This is a genomic window from Staphylococcus durrellii (assembly GCF_015594545.1).
Lineage (GTDB): Bacteria > Bacillota > Bacilli > Staphylococcales > Staphylococcaceae > Staphylococcus > Staphylococcus durrellii.
The window spans coordinates 144,314-165,043 of the sequence record NZ_JADIIO010000001.1 but is presented as its reverse complement, the minus strand read 5'-3'; the positions used below and the strand labels follow the sequence as shown (position 1 = coordinate 165,043).

At 33.8% G+C, this 20,730-nt stretch carries 21 protein-coding genes and 1 riboswitch; of the genes, 5 read left to right on the top strand and 16 right to left on the bottom strand.

What is annotated here, in order from left to right; translation table 11 throughout:
• Positions 1–146: 146 nt before the first annotated feature.
• The gene (proC, locus tag ISP02_RS00690; protein WP_195719752.1) at positions 147–920 is read left to right on the top strand and encodes a pyrroline-5-carboxylate reductase; all 774 of its coding nucleotides are present in this window, start codon (positions 147–149) and stop codon (positions 918–920) included.
• A 56-nt stretch (positions 921–976) separates the two neighbouring features.
• Here proC and ISP02_RS00685 read toward each other — a convergent pair whose 3' ends face one another.
• Positions 977–1,723, bottom strand: a complete 747-nt coding sequence (locus tag ISP02_RS00685; RefSeq protein ID WP_195719751.1) for a glycerophosphoryl diester phosphodiesterase — start codon at positions 1,721–1,723, stop codon at positions 977–979.
• Between the two features lie 166 nt (positions 1,724–1,889).
• Between ISP02_RS00685 and ISP02_RS00680 the strand changes: the two genes are divergently transcribed.
• Positions 1,890–3,287 carry an MFS transporter gene (locus tag ISP02_RS00680; protein ID WP_195719750.1) on the top strand — a complete coding sequence of 466 codons (1,398 nt, stop codon included), beginning with the start codon at positions 1,890–1,892 and terminating at the stop codon, positions 3,285–3,287.
• A gap of 353 nt (positions 3,288–3,640) precedes the next feature.
• Positions 3,641–3,772, top strand: coding sequence for a hypothetical protein (locus ISP02_RS13105; protein ID WP_268933150.1), 132 nt, complete (start codon positions 3,641–3,643; stop codon positions 3,770–3,772).
• Positions 3,773–3,782: 10 nt separating this feature from the next.
• Here the strand turns inward: ISP02_RS13105 and mdh are convergent, their stop codons facing one another.
• The 3 genes from mdh to ISP02_RS13165 form a co-directional block, all read right to left on the bottom strand.
• Entirely contained in the window at positions 3,783–4,727 is a 945-nt protein-coding gene (mdh, locus tag ISP02_RS00670; RefSeq protein ID WP_195719749.1) for a malate dehydrogenase, read from the bottom strand.
• A 69-nt stretch (positions 4,728–4,796) separates the two neighbouring features.
• Positions 4,797–5,237 carry a GrpB family protein gene (locus ISP02_RS00665; protein WP_328805999.1) on the bottom strand — a complete coding sequence of 147 codons (441 nt, stop codon included), beginning with the start codon at positions 5,235–5,237 and terminating at the stop codon, positions 4,797–4,799.
• On the bottom strand, positions 5,204–5,335 hold the full coding sequence (locus tag ISP02_RS13165) for a hypothetical protein (RefSeq protein ID WP_328805998.1): 132 nt from the start codon (positions 5,333–5,335) through the stop codon (positions 5,204–5,206). Before ISP02_RS13165 ends, ISP02_RS00665 begins: the two co-directional genes overlap by 34 nt.
• A 166-nt stretch (positions 5,336–5,501) precedes the next feature.
• Positions 5,502–5,605: riboswitch (SAM riboswitch) on the top strand.
• 69 nt (positions 5,606–5,674) lie between these two features.
• Here ISP02_RS13165 and ISP02_RS00660 point away from each other — a divergent pair.
• Positions 5,675–5,869 (top strand): hypothetical protein, encoded by a 195-nt coding sequence (locus ISP02_RS00660; RefSeq protein WP_195719748.1) that lies wholly within the window; start codon positions 5,675–5,677, stop codon positions 5,867–5,869.
• 72 nt (positions 5,870–5,941) lie between these two features.
• Here ISP02_RS00660 and ISP02_RS00655 read toward each other — a convergent pair whose 3' ends face one another.
• The 11 genes from ISP02_RS00655 to ISP02_RS00605 form a co-directional block, all read right to left on the bottom strand.
• A complete protein-coding gene (locus ISP02_RS00655; RefSeq protein ID WP_195719747.1) occupies positions 5,942–7,129 on the bottom strand; it encodes a spr1629 family repressor/antitoxin in 1,188 nt (395 codons plus the stop codon).
• Positions 7,130–7,148: 19 nt separating this feature from the next.
• Positions 7,149–7,937 carry a spr1630 family ClpXP-sensitive toxin gene (locus tag ISP02_RS00650; protein ID WP_208455758.1) on the bottom strand — a complete coding sequence of 263 codons (789 nt, stop codon included), beginning with the start codon at positions 7,935–7,937 and terminating at the stop codon, positions 7,149–7,151.
• A gap of 108 nt (positions 7,938–8,045) precedes the next feature.
• Positions 8,046–8,681 (bottom strand): ABC-2 transporter permease, encoded by a 636-nt coding sequence (locus ISP02_RS00645; protein ID WP_195719745.1) that lies wholly within the window; start codon positions 8,679–8,681, stop codon positions 8,046–8,048.
• A complete protein-coding gene (locus tag ISP02_RS00640) occupies positions 8,678–9,523 on the bottom strand; it encodes an ABC transporter ATP-binding protein (protein ID WP_195719744.1) in 846 nt (281 codons plus the stop codon). Before ISP02_RS00640 ends, ISP02_RS00645 begins: the two co-directional genes overlap by 4 nt.
• Positions 9,524–9,546: 23 nt before the next feature.
• Positions 9,547–10,269: a DUF3169 family protein gene (locus ISP02_RS00635; RefSeq protein WP_195719743.1), complete on the bottom strand. Its 723-nt coding sequence runs from the start codon at positions 10,267–10,269 to the stop codon at positions 9,547–9,549.
• On the bottom strand, positions 10,266–10,469 hold the full coding sequence (locus ISP02_RS00630) for a helix-turn-helix transcriptional regulator (protein WP_195719742.1): 204 nt from the start codon (positions 10,467–10,469) through the stop codon (positions 10,266–10,268). Before ISP02_RS00630 ends, ISP02_RS00635 begins: the two co-directional genes overlap by 4 nt.
• Before the next feature lie 139 nt (positions 10,470–10,608).
• Positions 10,609–12,225, bottom strand: a complete 1,617-nt coding sequence (abc-f, locus tag ISP02_RS00625; RefSeq protein ID WP_195719741.1) for a ribosomal protection-like ABC-F family protein — start codon at positions 12,223–12,225, stop codon at positions 10,609–10,611.
• A 336-nt stretch (positions 12,226–12,561) separates the two neighbouring features.
• A complete protein-coding gene (locus ISP02_RS00620) occupies positions 12,562–13,911 on the bottom strand; it encodes an MFS transporter (RefSeq protein WP_195719740.1) in 1,350 nt (449 codons plus the stop codon).
• Between the two features lie 34 nt (positions 13,912–13,945).
• The gene (locus tag ISP02_RS00615; RefSeq protein WP_195719739.1) at positions 13,946–15,313 is read right to left on the bottom strand and encodes a flavin monoamine oxidase family protein; all 1,368 of its coding nucleotides are present in this window, start codon (positions 15,311–15,313) and stop codon (positions 13,946–13,948) included.
• A 44-nt stretch (positions 15,314–15,357) separates the two neighbouring features.
• Complete coding sequence (gene dapA / locus ISP02_RS00610; protein ID WP_195719738.1) at positions 15,358–16,242, bottom strand: 4-hydroxy-tetrahydrodipicolinate synthase; 885 nt, start codon at positions 16,240–16,242, stop codon at positions 15,358–15,360.
• Positions 16,243–16,267: 25 nt separating this feature from the next.
• Positions 16,268–17,758: an aldehyde dehydrogenase family protein gene (locus tag ISP02_RS00605; protein WP_195719737.1), complete on the bottom strand. Its 1,491-nt coding sequence runs from the start codon at positions 17,756–17,758 to the stop codon at positions 16,268–16,270.
• 188 nt (positions 17,759–17,946) lie between these two features.
• Here ISP02_RS00605 and ISP02_RS00600 point away from each other — a divergent pair, with 188 nt between their 5' ends.
• A complete protein-coding gene (locus ISP02_RS00600) occupies positions 17,947–18,804 on the top strand; it encodes a MurR/RpiR family transcriptional regulator (protein WP_195719736.1) in 858 nt (285 codons plus the stop codon).
• 129 nt (positions 18,805–18,933) lie between these two features.
• Here the strand turns inward: ISP02_RS00600 and ISP02_RS00595 are convergent, their stop codons facing one another.
• Positions 18,934–20,634, bottom strand: a complete 1,701-nt coding sequence (locus ISP02_RS00595) for an ABC-ATPase domain-containing protein (protein WP_195719735.1) — start codon at positions 20,632–20,634, stop codon at positions 18,934–18,936.
• Between the last annotated feature and the right edge of the window lie 96 nt (positions 20,635–20,730).

Below are 20,730 nucleotides of genomic sequence, written 5' to 3'. Positions count from 1 at the left end.
ATATTTATATATTTAGGTTAAGTAAATTGCTTTCAAACGCTAAATATTTGATGCTATAGCGCTCTGGTTTTCCACACCGTGTTCAAGGGAATATTAACTTAAATATATAATGTTATGGTGTAAATATTTTCAAAGGGGTGCTAAAGGTGAAATTAGGTATTATTGGTTCAGGACATATGGGCAGTGCTTTAGTAAAAGGTCTTTATAATTCGAATAACATAAATATGCAAGATGTTTATATTAAATCAGGTAACAGTGATAAGGCTAAAAACCTGTCGTTAGAAGTAGGCGCGACACTCGTTCACCATTATGATGATTTTACACACTGTGACATGATACTTTTAATCGTAAATGAAGCTGCAGTTAGAGAAGTTCTCGACAACTTAAGTAGCGTAGCGAATGAAGATACTATGATAGTTTCAATAGTACCCTCATTATCTATTGCTGATATGGAACGTGTATTTTCTAAACAGCAACCTATCGTCAGCCTATTACCGAATGTCGTCGTCGAAATAAATAAAGGTATTATTGGATACGCACATAATCAACTACATCAAAATAATAAAATGATTAAGGACGTATTTGGCTGTTTAGGTAAGCTGGTAGAAGTTAAAGAAAGTGAATTAGATATTTTTAGTACAATGTCTGGATGTGGTCCTGCCATTGTCGATGTCTTTGTAGAAGCTCTGTCTGACGGTGCCGTACTAAATGGTATGGATAGAAATCTTTCTTATGAAGTGATACTAGAAATGATAATTGGCGTCGCACAATTGGCTCAAAAAACAGGACAACACCCTGGCGCGCTCAAAGACCAAGTAACTTCTCCCGGGGGGAGCACCATTAAAGCTACGAGCGCATTAGAAAAAAACAACTTCAGATACGCACTTATAGATGCTATAAACTCAGTCGATAAACGTTGATTAGAGATAAAAGATTCCCGCATCATAAAATTTTGATGCGGGAATCTTTAAACTTCTCACGCTTCTTGTAAATGACTCAATTTGTCTGCGTTGTCTGTGAAGACGCCGTCTACGCCCCAATTAGCTAGTTGGTTCGCACGCATGGCTTTGTTTACGGTCCATACGTTAAGTTCGTAGCCAGCTTCTTTGATTGCTTTAACTTTTGCTTCTGTGAGTGATTTATCTTCGATGTTTACGGTTTTTGAATTGCAGAAGTTTAATATCGTACGCCAATCTTCTTCAAATGCCGCTGCCTTAAATATGACTGCTCGTTTGAATTGTGGCATAAGTTCTTCGGCTAATTTTACCAACATTACATTAAAGCTTGAAATAAGGATTTGTTGGTCGTGCTTTAAGTTTGCTAACTTATCGCTCACTTGTTGTACCATGCTTTTTGATAATGCTGTACCTTTTGGTCCTGTAACGCCTTTTAATTCTACATTTAAGTTCATGTTATAGTCATTGGCGAAATTAATCACATCATCAAATGTAGGTAAATGTTCATGTTTAAATTCCTTACCGTACCATGCGCCTGCTGAAGCCGATTTAATATCGCTGTAATTAAAGCGCGTAACCTCTCCCGTCATATTCGTCGTACGATCTAAGTAATCGTCATGAATAATAACGAGTTGTTCGTCATCAGTAATCGTAACGTCTAATTCAATCCAGTTAACGTCTTTCGCTTTTGAAGCAGATTTAAATGATGCTATGGTATTCTCTGGAGCTTGACTTGGCAAGCCTCTATGTCCATAGACAGTAAACATAATTTCACTCCTTAATTAAGTCATGTTTTTTCATACATAATTATGCTATGCTCAGAGTATATTTTCATCAACTCTTCTCTGAATCAACACAATTGTATTATCACATGAATGCTTTATTGATTCCATTCAGAAGTACATATGTTTTATTTTTTTGGGGGGAAGGCTTATGTCTGCACAAGCTATCACAATACATACGAAGCAGGATATTATTGATTATGTAAATGGGCAAAAAAATCAAAAACGTACCGCTTTATTGTTAATTATCGTACTGGGCACTATCTTTTTAGATGCTTATGATTTAACAATTCTCGGTACTGCAACTGATCAATTAACTTCAGAATTTAAACTATCACCAAGTTACTTATCTTTTGTCATGACAGCAATGCCATTCGGTGCATTCTTTGGGGCTGCCATTGGAGGATTTTTTGCGGATAAGTTAGGCCGTAAACTTATTTTATCCGTGTCATTAATTTCACTCATTATCGGTTCTTTAGGTGCCGCATTATCACCTACACCTGCTATCTTACTCTGTTTTAGATTATTAATGGGTTTTGCGATTGGTATGGATAGTCCAGTTGCATTTACATTCGTGGCTGAAATCAGTAACCAAAAAGATAAAGGACGTAACGTAAACTATTGGCAAGTTGTATGGTATATTGCAGTAGTATCATCTGCGTTACTTGTTATGCTATTTTACGCTTTAGGTACAGGCACACTTTTATGGCGTTATACAGTAGGTTTAGGCGCTGTCTTCGCTACAATTATCTTAGTACTACGACTATTTTATTTAAGCGAAAGTCCAACTTGGTCTATGAAAAACAAAACATTGGTTAAAGCAAGCCGCGAATTAGAAAAAAACTATAACATTAACGTTAATATTGAACCTTATAAAGGTGAGAATGAAGAATTTCGTCGAACAGACGTAAAACATCCTTTACGTACGCTGTTCAATAAACGTTACCGTAAAAGAACGATACTTGCTACTTCGATTGCTACATTACAAGGGATGCAGTATTATGCGATTGGTTTATATATCCCATTAATTGCTGCATATGTCATTGGTAATAATAAGATTGAATCACTTTCAGGTACAGCCTTAATTAACGTTGCTGGTATTATTGGAGGACTGACTGGTGCACTGTTAACGACTAAATTCGGTGCACGTAAATTAACGATTACTGGATTCAGTATCGTCGCATTTACGATGATTGTTATAGGCCTATTTTATGGTCACACTTACACCTGGCTTATCGCCTTTATGGTAGCATTATTCCTTTTCGGTCATTCTGGCGGACCAGGTACACAAGGTAAAGCCATTGCAGCTCTATCATATCCAACAATCTTACGCGGTAAAGGGACAGGCTTTGTAGAATCAATCAGCCGTTTCGGTAGTATGTTTGGTACGTTTGTCTTCCCAATTATTTTAGCAAGTTTTGGATTAAACAAAACAATGTTAATCATCGCCACGTTCCCTATTTTAGGTTTAATCATTACTAAACTTATTAAGTGGGAACCTGTTGGCAGGGATTTAGAATACGAAGATCAATATATCGAAAAAGTTTAATGCATTTAATTACACAGTGGCTTAACGGTCACTGTGTTTTTTGTTTATTCCAAACGGGTTAGACTACCTGTCAGTTTAAAAAAGTACGTTGCAACTTCTGTTTGCGGGCATTTCAACTAATACTATCGTGAATTTTATCATTGGTCACAGGAAGAACTAGCCGAAAAATGACACGTTTCAAGACAAAGCATTTCAAAATGGGAAAGCGAGACGAACTATCCTCCTTTAGATATCCTCGTTGCTATGAGTGATTTATTTGATATGTCGTTGGACCATTTAGTTAAGGGAGATAGTGCATTTAAACAACAAATTTTGGACGGCAAAATAAACAAACATGAAAAAAAGGACGAACTATGGGAGACTTTTTTGCGGGATATTGGTGGCTTATCTTCCCGCTTGGCGGTTTCTTTTACGGTATCTTCGCCCAAATCGTTAACTTTCCAATAAGATCTACTTATCAACATAAAAAGGAGACACTTGATTAAGTGTCTCCTTTTAGCTATTTTCAAATTTCAAAGCATTTTTAACATTCATCACTGATTCGGCTGAGTCTTGTAATTGCTCTTTTTCATACTCGTCTAACTCTAATTCCACAATCTGTTCTATTCCATTGGCGCCTAATATGGTTGGCACGCCTAAATAAATATCGTTATAACCATATTCCCCTTCTAATAGTGTAATTGCTGGTAATAAGCGTCTTTGATCTTTAATAATAGCTTCTATCATACTGTAGAGTGCTGCAGCCGGCGCATAATATGCTGAACCATTGCCAAGTAGGTTTACAATTTCTGCCCCACCTTTTCTCGTACGTTTGACAATTTTTTCTATGACGTCACTATCTAGAAGGTTTCTTACGGCAACACCATTCACATTAGTAGAATGAATAAGTGGCACCATCGTATCGCCATGTCCACCTAAGACAAGGCCTTTTACATCTTTGACAGAAACGTTTAATTCTTGAGCAATAAACGTTTGATAACGTGCAGTATCTAACACGCCAGATTGACCGATAACGCGTTCTTTGGGAAATCCAGATGTTTTATATACTGTATAAGTCATTGCATCGACAGGATTAGTTAAGACAATAATCTTACATTCAGGAGAATATTTAACAATTTTTTCCGTAACATCTTTCATTATTTGTTCGTTCGTTTGTACGAGATCGTCTCTACTCATGTTAGGCTTTCTCGCAACACCTGCCGTGATAACAACTACATCCGAATCTTTGGTTGCTTTATAATCTGCAGAAGCATTGATACTTACATCAAAACCAAAAATCGGGCTACTTTCTAAGATATCTAAAGCCTTGCCTTTAGCCGTATTTTCACTTTCTGGCCTATCAATTAAAACTACATCAGCTAGTTCTTGTTGCGCAACAATAAATGCAAGCGTTGCACCTGTATTGCCGCCACCAATAATTGATACTTTCTTTTTAGACATATGCGTCGCCTCCCTCGGTAACTTTAATTTCATTGTATCACATGAAAAACATTTTCTTTATTATATAGCTTAGTCATTAGACTTAGCTTTATACCAAGCCACTGCTTGTTTTTCGGCATTTTTAATAAAGTCATTTTTGCCATCCATGTATGACTCAATGTCGTTTGGATACGCTAAAGCAAGTCTTGATTTTAAATTGCCATATTGGCATGATATATCTGGGTGTGCAATTAAATATGCTTTAAAAGCTAAGTGTCTAATGATTTCATCCTGGCTACTTTGATCAAAGATATGCACATGATGCGTCCTTTTGCCTGAAGTCATATTATCTTTTCTAAAAAAGCGTCGCCCTACTATTCCATTTTCTCCAAGTGGCTCATAACCAAGTTCTTGCATCTGGTCATCGAATTTATCTACTTCATTGATATCACTGACAATGGGCATAATATCAATGACAGGTTTTGCTTTTAAATCTACTACGGAAGTACTGCCGATGTGATGTATTTCCAATAATAAATCATCATATATAGTATAGCTTTTATCTTTTGCGCTTCCTTTTCAAACTCATCTTTCCAGCGTGGATTATGAGTTATGACTTCGACTTGCATATAAAAACCCCCTAAATAATGATTTATAAGTTATATCACTACGCTCTCCACTGATTTATTCATATTTTACACTGTTTTTATATAATAGTGCACATATCCATTTTAATCGATATGTAAATGGTACTTTCAACAAAAATATGCTATTATAAAGTTAAATAAAATAGTTCTCTTATTAAGAGTGAGTGGAGGGACTTGGCCCTATGAAACTCCGGCAACAGCCTTTTGGCGATGTGCTAAATCCAACAGTTATTTGTAACTGAAAGATGAGAAGATGTGTGGAAGCTCTTCTGATCTAGAAGGGCTATTTTATTTGTTAAAAATAAAAAAGGTGGTCATATTATGACAACATGCCGCGAATTATTTTCAGAATTAGAAGAATGGGAAGCATACAAACCAATGAATATGCCAAGTAGCATAAGTAAAAACATGCATATTCATGAAACTAAGCAACAAATTATTGATAAGCTGCTGAGTAACGTTGATTTCAAGCAACAAAAAGAAATCATTATACAATTAACAGATAAGCATAGATAATAAAAAAGCAGTCACTAAGACTGCTTTTTATAATTCTTACGTATTAAAGAATCAATTTGTATAGCCATTCGATTACCTATACTTATCAATATTAAAGTAATTACTTATTATATTTTCTTCTTGAATTTCTTTATTCATATATTTTAAAAATAGGTTAACATCTATATTACAAATATCTTTTAAGAATTTAGTTTCAACTTTAAATGTATCTAAAATATTATTCGGTGTTATTATATTTTCACTGAACAACAGCTTTAATAAACTATTTATTTTAACTGGTCTAGGCAATTTAATATCTTCATCTAAAGGTTCTAATTTTTTATATCCTTTTTTATTTATTGATGCCCAAAAATATCTGTATTGAGAATTTGACATTACCCCTAAATAATAGGCACGCATAGCCATAGCTTGAATAGATACTTGCCACTTTTCTTTTATCATTGTTAAATAATCTGGATTAGACTTTTTTGTTATTTTATTGAAATCTTCTTTAAACTCTATTGCTGGTAATAAAAATTCAGCTGCAAATAAGTCAGCTTCTTGTTCAATTATTTTATGTTCCTCATTTGACAACATATCGAATTGGATTTGCCTATGACAAAGGATATGACCTAATTCATGCGCTAAATCAAAATGCCTTCTTGCCGTAATACCTTTACTGTTACCTAAAACTATATAAGGCATATCATTTTTAGTCCAAAAACTATATGCATCTGCATCATTGTCTATATTTTTTTCATATATAACTATACCTAATTGTTCTAAACTAAATAATAGTTCACTGTTTTGTTTGTTATTTAATATAACTTCTCTAGCTATACGAGCTGTTTGTTTTATAAAATATTTCTTTTCTTCAATTTGACCTAACTCACTATCAATAATTTTTAATAAGTTAAATATTTCTAGTTGTGGTAATTTGAGGTACTTGAAAATATAATTAGTAAACATAACAATATAATTAGCTTGATAATATTGCTTATTTAATAATTTAATTGAAATTTGTTGGTTTTTCGCCCTAAATGCTATTGCATGTTTGTTTACAAGCTCATTGTGATTATTATCTTTAATTTCTGAAATAAAATAAGCCGTTTTAACATGAAATAATTTAGCTAACTGATGTATCTTATTAATTTCAGGCATCATGTTTTTAGTTTCATATTGCCAAATTGCTTGCTCACTTATATTAATTTTATCGGCAAGTTCTTTTCGACTATAACCACTTAAAATTCTAATATTTTCTAAATTTTCCCCAATAAACATTGTTAGTTACTCTCTTTCTTTAATTAACTGATTTATCTATATCATTGTTTTCATTAGGCAAAATACCAAATGCAAACGTTGGATCGACATATTTTTCTTCTTCGTCGTTTTGGAGTACTTTTAATTCTTCATTCTCTAGTGCATAATCTTCATCATATTTAATTAATTCATTTAATTCCATTGTTAAATCCCTTAATAATACAGCTTTTTTATTTAATGGATTTGGTGCCCATATTTTAACAGCATTCAACATCTTAGAACTATAATCAATACCATATGTAATAATTATAAATTTAATTTCATTATTATTTTTATCATGGTTATCATGAGGTTGATTAAATAATAGCGATTCTCCACTAATTTGGTGTTCAACTTTAAACTCATTTTCTATTTTCCCAAAGTTTACATCTTTATTATTTTTAATAAGTTCCTCTAAGTATCTTACACTTTTTTTATCTTCAATTAATTTTTTACCTTCAGTTACATTATTAGCATTAAAATATAGCTCATTTTTTAAAATGAATTTGAATCCAGTTGTAGTTGATTCATCGTTTAATTGAAACATTAAATATTTCCAAGATGGTCCTGCGCTTTGCCTGCTAGCTTCTGCAAATTTTGATACATGTTTTGCGACTTGGTCATCTATATGATTTGCTTTGACATAAGCGTAAGCATCGCTTATTTCCATGGTCGAATTAGCGTGATTTCTAACTTTAATATAATCCTTGTATCCAGTAACAATACCTTTTAAAATATGTTCGTTAAATTTAGCATCAAAGTTAAACATGATTTCATCAACTTCTTTCACTCTAATATCAGTTTAATAATACACCAATAATTTGTAATTTCCAATACTTTTTTAAAGCACATTTGATTTTAAGTAAAAAATTAAAAGCAGTCTTATGATGACTGCTTTTTATAATTCTTGTTTTTTAAAAATACAAAGTGAACTTACGTAAGAAAAAATAATCGTCAAAATGCCAATTAACCCATAAACTATAAGCGAAATTATACTTGAAGATTGTGCTATGGCTTCAACAATTGAGCCTGTAGATGTCATGTTTTTTATTATAAATACAAAAAATTCTACATAAAATAAAGCTACAACAAAAATAGACGATGATATTAAAATAACGTTAGAGTTTTCAGCCCCAAATTTAAATGTCAGCGGAAACATAATCCCATAAGTTCCAGCTCCTCCTAGACCTAGTAATACTGAAGCAATCGCCACTTTTATACTCTGGGTCGAAATAGCAGTAACTATTAATCCTACAAGCAATCCTATAACTACGAGCAACATATAGTAAGTAAAATAGCCATTAATATAATCTTTTCTTCGTACAGGCAAAGTTGAGATATAATTCATCCACTTGGAATGCTTTTCATGCTTTATAGTATCTGTCACAGGTGAAATTAAAATTAACATCGGTAAGAAACTACTCATTATAGGATTCAAAAACCCAAAAATAACACTAGCTATAATAGCAATGACTAAATATAAATACACTGCCTTTTTAGATGCATAGTAAGTGCTTAATAGCATACCTTTCAATAGATTTCACCTCTCATAATAATCTTTGTAGCGTCGTCTATTTGTTGAAGTTGCTCCGCTTCTGCTAATATTGTATAGTCATTAACCAACGTTATATGTTCTTGTTTACGTATTCTTGAAGCTACTATCAATTCATTAGGGATATTAAAATCTTCAACAGGTTGTTTGACGATACCGTAATTTGTTATTAATTTGTCTTTTTCTTCTTCTAATATCACTTTGCCATCTTTCATAAAAACAAGTTTAGTCGCTAGTTGCTCAATATCTTCAGATATATGTGATGATAATAAAATGCTTTTCCCTTCATTAATAAAATCTTCAAGTATTTCCATTACTTGCTCTCTACCAGAAACGTCCATGCCCGCAGTTGCTTCGTCTAAAATCAATAACTTACTATCGTGCGCTAATGCTATTGCTAGCGCTGTTTTCATTCTCATACCTCTTGAAAACGTGTTAATTATATTTGTTTGAGGTAATTCAAACTGTTCTATTAGTGAAAAAAATTGCTCACTATCCCATGTTTCGAAAATTTTATTAAACACTTTATCAATATCATTAATTTTTAATTTATTAGGTACTCTCAAATCATCAAATACGACACCAATTTGTTCTTTATATTGATAATCATCTTGAGTTATATCTGTACCAAAAAAGTAAATATCACCAGACTCTTTTAATCTGTTACCAACTATAGTATTAATGAGCGTTGTTTTCCCAGAACCATTTTGTCCTATTAATCCAACGGCTTCATTTTTATTAATTGAAAAAGATATATTATTTAAACTAAATTCTGATTTTTCATAAGCTTTATTAAGCTGTTTAATTTCAAGTAATTGTGTCATTGTTTAACTCTCTTTCTATGAAGTTAATTTTTATAAAATTTACGTACTTTGGCTAAATAACCAAACGCATTATACATAAATATGATAATGAGCACTAATATACTCAATCCTTGATTTATGCCAGTTGCCATTGAATATATACCTAAGAACATTGTTCCGATGATTAACATCATTAAATTCCAGTGATAAACTTTATACATTGATACTAAAGTAATATGTTTTTCGCCATCATCCATAAGATTAAAGATTTTATCGCTATAATTTCTTTCACCTTGTTTCGGAAATCTAGAGTCAAATTTACGAAAATAAAAACCTATAATAGTACCAGCTATTGAAGCTACTAAAAACGGTGTAATGGCCAACAATACATCATATTCTGAACCTCGACCTAATACAATAATGAACATATGGATGAGACTTACAGAAACTAAAACATAATACATAGCGTTAACTTTTAAATAATAACCATTTGCTTTGTTTTCATAGTAGTCTGCCTTGTCGTCATCTATATCTTCAGCTAATTTATTTTTAAATTCTAAAGATTTACGTTGGGTTCTAAATAACACTACTAACAAAATAATATTTATCAATAAGGCAATTATCGTAATTACGATAACAGTATAATGATTAGCGAATTGTATATTAGTAATAAGTTGTTTAAATATTGATGATCCTATGATTCCCCCAAATAAACCACCTAGAACTGCACCTATTATTAAAATTAATAAATATCTACCTACTTTCATAATTCTTCCTCCTCAAAGATAAATATACTTTCAACATTTTCGTTAAATATACGTGCTATCTTGACTGCAGTTAATATTGATGGCATAAAATCATTTCGCTCAATTAAAGAAATAGTTTGCCTTGATATTCCTGCTTTCCTAGCTAGTTGTGTTTGGTTGTAACCATCTCGTGCACGCAGTTCTTTTAGACGATTTCGCAAGTTTCATCAACTCCTTGACCATAATGTACATTACTTATGTCATTTTGACAAGTATATTAGTCAAAATAATATAAGTATAAAAAAAGGAAGCCAATTATTATTTTGACTTCCTCCATAGGTATCTACTAAAAACTTTAGTTTAGTTTTTACGTTTTTCTACAGCATAACTGTAGTTACCTTCGTACTTAACTAATTTATTTTGCTCTAATATATAGGTAATGTTGAATAATTTATTTAAGAAATATCTATCATGAGAAATGGTTATAATGGTCCCATTAAAATCCATCAGAGCTTCTTCAATCGTTTCTTTAGCATCTATATCAAGATGATTCGTAGGTTCATCAAGTATTAGAACATTAAAGTCTTGATTAACAATTTGGGCCCATCTTAAACGCATTTTTTCACCGCCACTTAAGTCCTTTATCTGTTTAAATACGTCTGCACCATAAAACATAAAGTTAGCAAGTATATGACGTGCTTGACCTTCTGTTACGTTCACAAGTTCTCTAAAAGTTTCTAGCACTGTTTCGCAAGAATGATGTGAAAATGGATGTTGTGATAAATAGCCTATATTCAAATTATTAGCTCTTTTAACTATCCCTTCATCAGGCTTAACATCACCTAGAATTATTTTAATTAATGTCGTCTTACCTGAACCATTTGGTCCGACAATAGACACATTTTGACCTCGTTCCACTAATACATTAATATCTTCAAACAAAATCTCGTTATACATCTTCGCAACGTGCTGTAACTCAACTACATCATTAGAAACACGTTTATTTTCTTGTAAGTCAAATTTCATTTTATCCGTTTCTAATATGGGTTTTTCGAAACGCTTTATACGATTCAAAGCTTTTTCCATGCTTTTAGCTCTTTTATACATAGCTGCATTAGGTGGTTTAGCTTGGCTAGCCCACGTTCTTAATTGCTTAATTGATTGTTCCATTTTATTAATTTTCTTTTGTTGTGTTTGATATGCCTCAAATTCAGCTAAAATTCTTTTCTCACGTTCTACAATAAAATAAGAATAATTACCATGATATGAAAATAATTTTTGTTGATCAATTTCTAAAATATGATTTATCGTTTCATCAAGAAAATAACGATCATGGGAAATGATGACTACCGCACCATTTTTATTTTTTACATATTCAGTAAGCCAATTAATTGAATCAATATCTAAATGGTTAGTAGGTTCGTCTAGTAGTAATAAATCTGTACTTTTCAATAAAATTTGTGCTAGACCGACTTTAGTTTTTTCGCCACCTGACAGCTTTCCCCATTCACTTTCAAGTAATTGTTTTATATTTAAACCCTTGGATACTTTACGGATTTGTGCATCTATTTCATAACCCCCATGGGCTTCGAATTGTTCTTGAATTTTGCCATATTGAGATAATAAATTTTTTACATCATTATCATTAATTGTCATGCGTTGTTCAAGTTCAGTCATCTTGTCAGAAAGAACATTCGTAGTATGAAATACTTCTTTCAAACAATCATATACTTTTTTATCACTTGCATAATGTGGGATTTGATTTAAATAACCGATACACACATTCTTCTTCCAACTCATTGTACCTGTACTAGGTAACTCTATCCCAGATAATAAATTTAATAAGGTAGTTTTTCCTTCTCCATTTCGACCTACTATACCTACTTTATCGCCTTCATTAAGCGTAATTTTAATATTTTCGAAAACTGTGTTATCTAAATAACGTTTAGATATATTCGATGCATTTAATATATTCATTTTTACTTCCTCCAAGTGAGCTATAAGGAAGTAATTAGCATCTAACGGTGTTCATATTCCCTATAGCTCTTATATTTTCAAAAAAGACAGACTCCACCAATTTTGAAAATACATTCGCAAATTTGTTGCGAACGATATATAAATATCGGCAACTTTGAGCTATAAGAAACATGTCCAACACCTCCTAGATTTAAGATTAGTGCAAGTATATACTATAATATTTCATTATTTCAACCTGTTTTACACTTTTGATTATCACTACAACTTTCACATAATTATAGTCATAAAAAACTACACACCCAAATGGATGTGTATTTCGCGTAACTACCTCATAATTTAATTTATTTCGGGTTTAATTACTGTTGCTGAGCTGGCATCATCGAGACCTTTATTTTTGGTTTCTGGTGCCATAAAGATTGATACGACAAAGCCGATAAACAGTAATCCTGATGAAATATACATCGTTGTACTTAATCCATAGTTAGACAATATAACTGGAAAGAAGAATGTACTGATGGCTGATGCGATACGACTGACGGTAGTTGTAAATCCACCACCTGTACCTCTAAAGTGTGTCGGATATAGTTCATAAGGATAAATCCATTGGTGACTACTCATGCCAGTATTAAAGATACCGTAAATAACAAAGAGTAATAGTATTATCCAAAATGGTGGGTTATTACCTGATACTACACCAAGAACAAATAAGGCAATCGTAGTAATCAAGAACGGCCACAATAGTGTCGGTCTTCTGCCAATTTTCTCTACAAAATATAATGCTGGGAAGGCTCCAATTAAATAAAATAAGTTAATAATTGCAGAACCTAAATATTCTTGCGAACCGCCTTTCAAACTAAATTCAGACAGTATTTCAGGGATATATGTACCGATTGCAAAAGTTGTCATGACTTGTACTGACCAAAATATTGAAATAAATAGCGTTCTTTTACCGTAACCATTTCTAAAAATATCTAACAAATTAGGTTTTTGTTCTGAATGCTCTTTTTGGCTAACTTGGACATGATCGCCAAACACACTTTGTACGATGTCTTCGGCTTTTTGTTTTTGGCCATGCTTTAACAACCAATGTGGTGACTCTGGCATATTTAAACGTGCGAATAATAATACGACTACTGGCACTGCACCACTCGCTAACATCCATCTCCAACTTGTTGCGTTGCCAATTGGAATAAGTAAATAGCCAACAATAAATGATACAGCGTAACCGATAAACCAGAATGCATTGATACCACCTAATAATGCGCCACGATTTTTCTTCGGTGCAAATTCACTCATTAGTGAACCTGCGATAGGATAATCCATACCTAACGTGACACCGATTAATATTCTTAAGATGATTAATTGTGTTGGATCCGTCACGAAAAACTGAGATATCGTAAATACACCGAGTAGCAACATGTCGATGATAAACATTTTCTTCCTACCTATAAGGTCGGTAAAGTAACCGCCGACTAATCCACCGAAAACCATACCAAGTAACGTCCCCATGCCAAGAAGACCTACAGTAGTTACAGACATATTAATATCTTTTTGCATTATCGAGAGTGCTATAGCAATGATACCGAGCGCATAGCCATCTACGAATGAACTACCACTACAATATGCAAATATTTTCATGTGAAATCTACAAAACGGAACATCTTCCATCGTTTTTGTCTTTTCCATTAAATCTTGCCTCCCAAAATATACAGAATGTTAATTACAGTATTTGCTGTATATCATTTTGATAGAACGCTAATAAACTGTTAATGTCTTGTGCAGCTGTGAAACCTGTTTGTATAGCTGTTTCTGTATAAAATGTACCTAAGTAGTCTCCTGCTAAATATAAACGACCTTCGGGTTCTGTCAATATAGGTTGAATGTCGGCACGACCTGGATAAACATAAGCTGAACCATATGGAAACTTCTGCACATGTGCCTCGACTACAATATTTCTAAAACCTGGGAACATTTCTTCAATATCGTCTAAATATTGCTCTAAAATTTCTTCTTCGGATTTCTCTAATAATGCGCGGCCTCTATTAGCCGGCGAGAATGTCATAAAGCTACTACCCTGATGACGATGACTATGCATACTATGCGTTAAATTTGAATTATGAATCAAAATATCAAATGACTTTTTCGGTGTTGCAAAGGCGTATACATCGTCCCACACTTGCTTTTCTGTTTCATTAGTTAAAAAGGAAGCGCTTACATGCGGGCCGTACTTAATTTGACTGAGCGCATCATTTAAACGTGGGCTCAAGTTTTTTGTCACTTTACGCGTAATAGGTGCTGGCGTCGCCATAATGATATATCGTGCAATTTCAGTATATGTTTTGCCGTCTTTTTCATATTTCACGCTAACAAAATCGTCATTATTTACGACTTCTTGAACATGCGCATTAAGCTCAACGCTGTCTTTAATACGACTAGCTATCGTATTTGTTAAAGTCGATGGACCGCCTACAATGTTACGTGTTAAACCATCTTCCTTACTCCAAATCATGTCAAAATATGCCACACCTGCGCCTGCAGAAATTTGTTCTGGCTCGCCAGTTGATCGGCTTACAGTAGGTCTAAAGATAGCATCTGCATCTTCTGGCAATTTTCCTGTAAAATCAGAAAATGTTCTGTTATTCATAAAGTTAAAGATACGTTGTTGTTGTGTACAGTAATCTTCATGCGCACGTCTTTTAGCTATTTTGCTATATTTTAAAACCGCGCCTCTCACTTTTGCTCCAGCAATCAACATAGAAATACGATCTTTCCAAGACATAGCAACTCTAAACGGATACAGCTCAACATGACCATCTAACAACAATTTGCCATTTAATTGCATCGCTGAAAGTTTTCCAGGAACTGGTAGTGCTTTTACGCCTACTGATTTTAATAATTCATCTGTCGCTGATCCTTTACCAGCGTAAACATGGCCACCCCAGTTCATCCAATAATTTCCACGACGCTCAGACATCACTCGTCCGCCTACACGATCTTCGGATTCTAGTAGTAAAATATCATGGTCTTTTAATCGCCATGCCGCTGATAAACCTGCTAATCCTCCGCCTACAATAATCACGTCTTTCATATATAAGCACCTTCTTCATTTACTATTTTTCTCTGCTATATCTTTTAGTTAAGTGATTCTAATAACTGTGCAATTTTTTGCTCATATTCTTTAGAAGGAGACGTTAATGGTTCGCGACAAGTTGTTGTGTCAAAAATACCTAACGCTTTCAAGCCTGCTTTGACAGTACCTGGAATTACATCTTCTTCTATAATGTTAAATAATGGTAATAATTGTTTATTAATTTCTATCGCTTGTTGAATATCATTGTTTTTCACTAATTCATATATTTTGGCTACTTTGTCAGGTACTAAGTTTGGTGCGATTCCAATAGCGCCTTCGCCACCGATTGCTAATGTAGGTAAGAATAGATCTTCATAACCGTTAAGTAATGCGAAAGTTTCATCATTTTTAACTAGCTCTAATAATTTTGAAGTGTGGATACCGTCGGCAGTATTTTTAATACCTACCACATGATCTAATTTACTAATTTCAGCTAAAACTTCTGGAGATAATTCAATACCAGTAGCTTCAGGATAATGATAAATAACAAGGCCAATATTTGTATTATCTTCAATAGCTTGGTAGTATGCTAAAATACCTTCGTCACTTGTTGGCATATAGTATGGATGTAGCACTAATGCAAAATCTGCACCTACTTCTTCAGCATATTGCGTTAACTGAATCGCATCGGTTGTACGGTGACACCCTGTGCCTGCCATTACATGTACACGGCCATTAACTTTTTCCGTAACAAATTTGATGATTTCCTTACGTTCTTCAAATGACATTAACGAATACTCGCCGCCGCTACCGCCGACAAGGACGCCGTGAATGCCGCCACTAATCACGTGTTCGATTAATTTTTCATAACTTGCATAATCAATATCTCCATTATTATTCATTGGTGTTGGTAAAGCTGCTATCATTCCATATGGTTTTTTATTCATAATTAGTTCCCTCGCTTTTTTATTTTTAGTCAATATTAATCATGACGCTTTTCACTTCAGTGTAGCTTTGAATACCATATTCTCCGCCCATTTCTCTACCTATGCCGGATTGTTTATATCCACCAAATGGCATTGTTTCTAGTTCTTGACCTACCGTGTTAATCCACACTGTTCCGGCTTTTAATTTATTTGAAATATGATGACCCGTTTTAATATTTTGAGTCCATACACTAGAAGCAAGTCCGTATTCACTGTCATTCGCTCTATTGATAACTTCATCGACTTCATCAAAAACAAATACTGCCATGACCGGACCGAATATTTCTTCTCGTGCAATTGTCATATCATCTTCTACGTCTACAAAAATTGTAGGTTCTACATAATAACCCTCATCATGTACTTTATTACCGCCACATAGAAGTTTGGCGCCTTCTTGTTTACCTTTATCGATATACTCGAGTACACGTTGTTGTTGTCTCTCTGAAATTAGCGGTCCCATGTCTGAATTTGGATCCATACTTGGACCTACTTGTACTGTAGCCGCATGTGCTTTAAGTTTCTCAATCACATCGTCATAAATGTCTCTTTGAACGTAAACTCTCGTACATGCACTACAATTTTGACCATGATTATACATTGTACCGTTGTATACGCCTTCGATAGTTTCATCTAAATCTGCATCATTTAATACAATCGCAGGTGATTTCCCGCCTAATTCAAGAGTGACATTTTTAATTTGTTCAGCCGCATTTTTCATTACTCCTGTACCAACGGCAGTTGAACCGGTAAATGCAAGTTTGTCGACATCAGTATGATTTGTTAGTGCTTCACCAACAGTACGTCCTTGCCCAGGTATAATATTTACTACACCATCAGGGAATCCTGCTTCTTTGAATAATTTTGCTGCATAAATTAGAGATAAAGGTGTTTCCATCGCAGGTTTAATAACGATCGTACAACCTACAGCTAAGGCAGCGCCTAATTTCCATGACGCCATTAATAATGGGAAGTTCCATGGAATAATTTGACCCACTACGCCAATAGGTTCATGTAATGTATATGCAACTAAGTCATTAGAAATCTGCGTCGTTTTACCGGATATTTGAGTTGCAAATCCTGCATAATATTCAAATTGTTGAATTGTACCATCAATATCATCTGCTAACGCCGTTTCATAAACTTTACCGCTGTCGATAGACTCAAGTTCGGCAAGTTCTACTCTATGTTCTTTAAGTAATCTAGCAAATTCATACAAAATGTTAGAACGTTCTTGCTCAGGCATTTGTGTCCATTCACCATTATCAAAAGCGTTACGGGCAGCTTGGACTGCCAAATTAACATCATTTTCATTCGCTTCACTTGCTGTAGCAATTTGCTTACCGGTAGATGGGTCAAGCACTCCAAACGAAGCATTGCTAGAGGCCTTTTGATATTCACCATTAATGTATAGCGGTATTTCATTATTTAAAAATTCCTGAACTTTCGGTTTAAGTTTTGAAAATTCAAAATTTTTCATATATGAATCCTCCTTAATTGAAATTATCAAAAGCTTAGCACCATTTTGAACAAATGTAAACCCTTACATTTAAAAACGGAACTTTTTTGTTCTTTCATAATTTAAATTGGACACAAACTTGTTTTAATTATCTTGTATAAACTGGTATCATGGTTTTAAACTATTAACGGAAACGGAGTTCTGTTGTAATGGACATCCCCTTAAAAAAGAAATTATTGAATAATAAAAAGCAGTTGCCTAAAAAACAACAAAAGTTATGCGACTATATATTGAGAAATTTTGAACACCTTGGACTAGTTACTATTAAAGAATTATCACAAAAAGCTGATGTTGGTATTTCTACTGTCATGCGCACTATCCATGCGTTAGATTATGAAAATTTCAATGACTTCCGCAAAGCTATTTATAACGAAGCGTTGCCAAATGATACTAAATTCACATTGCAGACAGCTTTTATTGAAAATGAACAACATTATTCTGATCCTCTAACGACTGTATGGGATAAAAGCGTTCAACTACTGAATCAATCTTTAAAAGATGAACTCGCAAACAATTTTAATCTCGCCATTGAATATATAGAAAATGCTGCAAGCGTTAGTATTTTAGGGACAAGACCTTATAAAGCAACAGCGCTATATCTAGAACAATTATTGAATGAGTTTTATTTTAATATTCATCAATTAAGCCATGATTTAGATGCAATGTTTGATAAAATCATCAAACTCACACCTAAAGATGTACTTGTTGTTTTTGCCTTTGAACCTTATACAAATTCAGTGATTAACGCCGTAAAAGAAGCATATCGATTAAATATACCAGTCATATTAATCACAGATTATGATTCTTCACCACTACTTGAATATGCTACCGTCACACTTAAAATAACTGTACAGAAAAATCATTTTACCGTCTTACCTATCATTGCATTAATCGACGCGATGATTCTTAAAATTGGTAATGATTTTTCAAAATCTACGGTAGAAAACTTGAAACAACTTGAATCGGCACTCGATCGTAATAACATTACCTATCGAGACGAAAATTAATAAAAAAAGTAAAAATGACTTGCATTGAAAAGCTTGATACAAGCGCTTTTTCAATTCAGTCATCTACTGTCCATATGTAATTAGAGTCTGGAAGAGAATATTCTCTTCCAGACTCTTTTCGCGTATTTATTAACCTTTCACCTGCAACCCTCTATAACGATTCAACGCTGCACAAAATTCTTGCTTACGTGGTAAGGCTAGACGCCCAGGATGTCCACTATGAGGAGAAATTGCATCTAGTCCTTCTTTGCCGATGAAATCATATAATTTATCTGCGGCCTGATTTAATGTGTCTCGTTCATTTAAAAGATGTTGTTGGTAATAATCTATCATCATAGCAAGACATTCTGTTTGGCTTGTATCAACGAGTTGTTCTAATCCTGTGATATCGATAGATTCCTTGCCATATAAAATGTAAAATTGACCCTTAACCTTAAACCGAGCATCTTTACCTTTTTTAATAAAACTTGATTTCAGAGGTATTCTTGCTGGTAATTCTCCAAAGTGGTTTTGTGAAATATTTTCACGCTCGTATCCCGTTGATTGTGCTATGTGTTTAGCCTCGTCTGTCACATCTTTTAATACGTATTCGTCCATCATTAACACCTGGTCAGCAACTTCAAAATAATCGCCTGAGCCACCAACAATCAATATCGTAGATACATGATAATCGTCATATAACGGTTTTACCTTACTAGCAAATGATGTTATAGGTTCTTTTTCAGGCGCAATTAATTGTTGCATGCGCCCATCTCTTATCATAAAATTCGTGGCAGATGTATCTTCGTCAATTAGCAATAATGAAGTGTCAGCTTCTAAGGCCTCCATAACATTAGTTGCTTGTGACGTACTACCGCTTGCATTTTCAGTTGAGAAACGACTTGTATCTTTATTTCCCGGTAAATTATTAATAAATGGTCTAATATTAACTTTTTCAATATTTCTACCATCTTCTGCTCTTATCTTCATTGCATCATTTCGTGTTATAACTAGTTCTCTACCGTCATCAGCTATATGATTGTATACACCACGTTCTAACGCTTGTAACAAGGTGGACTTACCATGAAAGCCACCACCCACAATAAGCGTAATACCTTCAGGCATACCCATACCTGTCACTGTTTTACCACTAGGCAATTGTAAAGTAATTTCCATATTTTCAGGACTTTTAAAAGCCACCGCTCCACTCATTGCTCTATCCGACACACCACTTTTTCGCGGCAAAATTGAATTATTTGCGACGAAAGCAACTAAATTTTGACGTTCTAACACTTGCCGAATGTAGGCTTGGTCTAACATTAATCTCACTTGTTGCTTAAGCGCTTGGCTATCTATATTTGGGTATAATAAACTGTTGTCGACAATTTTAGGTAGCATATTTGTTATTACATGCGCAGCTGCCTTACCTAATATTTTTCTACCAGCTGCAGGTAAACCAACTTCGAGACGGACCTCTATATCTTGTTCATTAATTACTACCGCACTGCGTGTTAAGATTTCTTGACCGCAACTATCAATAAAGATTTTGGCAGGCTTACCATTGTCTGCTTTAATAACATTTTGAATACTGTCTTTAACATTTCTTGTTAAAAAATCCGCCACGGCTGTTACTTTATCTTGCGTATCTAATAAATCATTTGGAATGCCGGCAGTCTGACGGTCTATTAAAATTCTCACCTTACTAGGTGGTGCGAAAGGATCAACTTGCACATGATCTATGGCTAAGCAAAAGTCCTCAAACTGGTACATGCCTTTCACCCGTTTATAAGCTCCGTATTTTTGTCCATCTAAAGCAACCAAAATTTGCTTTAAGTCAGTGCCCTTTTTCACAATAAAACTCCTTTAAATTTTAACTTGCTAATTCACTTACCCGTTCCCATTATTTATCGAAACTTTTCTCTAATCATAATCATTATATAAATGTAT